Origin of the sequence: Microbacterium sp. K41, from assembly GCF_004794395.1 — a bacterium.
In the GTDB taxonomy this organism is placed as follows: domain Bacteria; phylum Actinomycetota; class Actinomycetes; order Actinomycetales; family Microbacteriaceae; genus Microbacterium; species Microbacterium sufflavum.
On record NZ_SSDO01000428.1, the window covers coordinates 1 to 2,284 of the forward strand.

General features: G+C 74.5%; 3 protein-coding genes. All 3 read left to right on the forward strand.

Annotated features, from left to right (window positions below):
* Positions 1 to 655: MFS transporter (locus DW309_RS19690; protein ID WP_168387278.1), on the forward strand; the 655-nt coding region annotated here is incomplete at its 5' end.
* A 97-nt stretch (positions 656 to 752) separates the two neighbouring features.
* Positions 753 to 1,643 carry a zinc-binding dehydrogenase gene (locus DW309_RS13555; protein ID WP_205812771.1) on the forward strand — a complete coding sequence of 297 codons (891 nt, stop codon included), beginning with the start codon at positions 753 to 755 and terminating at the stop codon, positions 1,641 to 1,643.
* A 74-nt stretch (positions 1,644 to 1,717) separates the two neighbouring features.
* The coding region (locus DW309_RS13560) for a biotin transporter BioY (RefSeq protein WP_136045673.1) at positions 1,718 to 2,284 on the forward strand (567 nt) is incomplete at its 3' end.

The window sequence follows — 2,284 nt, forward strand, 5'->3', positions numbered from 1 at the left end:
CGTCGCGGTCGTCGTGGCGCTCATCGCCGTGCGACCGCTGGTCCCGCGCGGCACCTTGCGGGCCGTGCGCGGCCTGCCGTCGGTGATCCTGGTGCGCGGTCTCGCCGCTGCTGCGTTCTTCGGTGCGCAGATCTATCTGCCGTATCTGCTCACCGACCGCTACGCCCTGACGCCGACGGTCGCCGGGCTCGCGCTCACCGGCGGCGCCCTCGCATGGTCGCTCGCCGCGACCGTGCAGGGGCGGATGGGCATGCGGCTGTCGAGCGTGACCGCGGTGCGCCTCGGGACGGCTCTCGTGCTCGGGGGGATCCTGCTGACGGTCGCGATCACCGCGTTCGAGGCGGACGCGGTGCTGATCGCGGCCGCCTGGGTGGTGGCGGGGGCGGGGATGGGCCTGATGAGTCCGCGGTCGAGCGCGCTCACCCTCGCCCTGTCGACCCCGGAGACGCAGGGGTTCAACAGCGGTGCGATGACGGTGGCCGACTCGTTCGGCAGCGCGTTGGCCCTCGCGGTGACGAGCATGGTCTTCCTCGCGCTGGCCGCCGCCGATCCCTTCCTCGGTGTGTTCGCGCTGGCGGCGCTGCTCGCGCTCGCAGCGGCGATGCTCGCGCCGAGGGTTCGCGCCGCGGGCGCCAGCACGGAGGCGCGCGCGTGATCTGGCGACCCGGATCCTCCGCACGGCGGATCCGGGAAGCGCGGGATCGGGGAGAGCGGGAGAAGCGATGGCAGGCGGAAGCGGGAGGAGTGCGGACATGACAGGTACGGGCACGGATGTGAGGGGCGGCAACGTGATGGGTGTGGAGACGACGGCCGCTCGGCGGGGTGGAGACGGCGCGGCGCCGGTGGCGACGATGGCGGCGATCGTGCAGCGCGAGTTCGGCGAGTCCGACGTACTGCGGATCGAACGGGTGCCGGTACCGGAGCCGGGCGAGGGCGAGGTGCGCATCCGCGTCGCGGCGGCTGCTGCGCTCCACCCGGTGCCCGCGCACGTGCCGTTCCCGCAGGCGGTCGCGGCGATCGGCAGCGGGCGCACGGCGCAGCTCGTGTGGCAGGCGGCGCAGATCGGCGCGGACGACGTGGTCCTGGTCACCGGTGCCTCGGGCGGACTGGGCAGCCAGGTCGCGCAGCTCGCGCTCTCGGTCGGGGCGACCGTGGTCGCGCTCCACGGTGGCGAGGCGAAGCGCGCGGTGGTGGCGCAGCTCGGGCGTCGGGTCGAGCACTCGGCCGGGCGCCTGCTGCCGCTCGATGCGACCGACGACGCGTGGCCGGATCGTCTGACCGGCCTCCTGGACGGCGCGGTGCCGACGGTCCTGCTGGACGGGGTCGGGGGTCCGACGGGACGCGCGGCGCTCGAGTCGCTCGGGCGCGGCTCCCGCGTCGTGGTCATCGGATGGTCGAGCGGCGAACTCCTCCGTGTCGACGGCGACGACATCGTGCAGAACTCGCTCACCGTGACCGTGCCGCTGGGCCGGGCCATCGCCGACCTCCGGGCGCTCGAGACGGCGGCCCTCGCGGCCGTGGCCGGCGGGCGGGGCGACCCGCCCGTCGACGTGTTCCGGTTGACCGATGCCGCCGCCGCGCACGACGCCATCCAGCATCGCCGTCAGCGCGGGAAGGTCGTGCTCGTTCCCGACGCGGAGTGATTTGCGCGGAGGGCATCGGCCTCCCTACTCTGTTGAACGGTGTTCAGGTGAACACCGTTCAGGAAGGACACCCGATGACCCCCACCTCCCGCGACACCGGTGCGACGCTCGGCCGCATCGCCGTCTTCGCCGCCCTCATCATCGTGCTCGGCACGGTCGTCGTGCCGCTGCCCGGCGGGGTGCCGATCACCGCGCAGACCCTCGGCGTGATGCTCGCCGGACTCGTCCTCGGGCCGCGCGTCGCCCCGCTGTCGATCCTGGTCGTGCTCGCGCTCGCCGCGATCGGCCTGCCGGTGCTCGCGGGCGGACGCGGCGGCGTCGGCGTGTTCGTGGGGCCGACCGCGGGGTACATGCTCGGCTGGATCGCGGGCGTCGTCGTGATCGGGCTCGTCCTGCGCACCGGTCGCCCGGCGTGGTGGCGGGTCGCGCTCTCCGCGCTCGTCGGCGGGGTGCTCGTGGTGTACGCGTTCGGCATCCCCGTCCAGGCCCTCGTCACGGGAGTGCCGCTCGACCTCACGGCGCTGTCGGCCCTCGCGTTCCTCCCCGGCGATCTGATCAAGGTCGCCGCGGCCACGCTGATCGTGGTGGCGCTGCGCCGGGCGTACCCGCGGGCGTTCGCGGACGCGCGCGAGCGCGCCGCC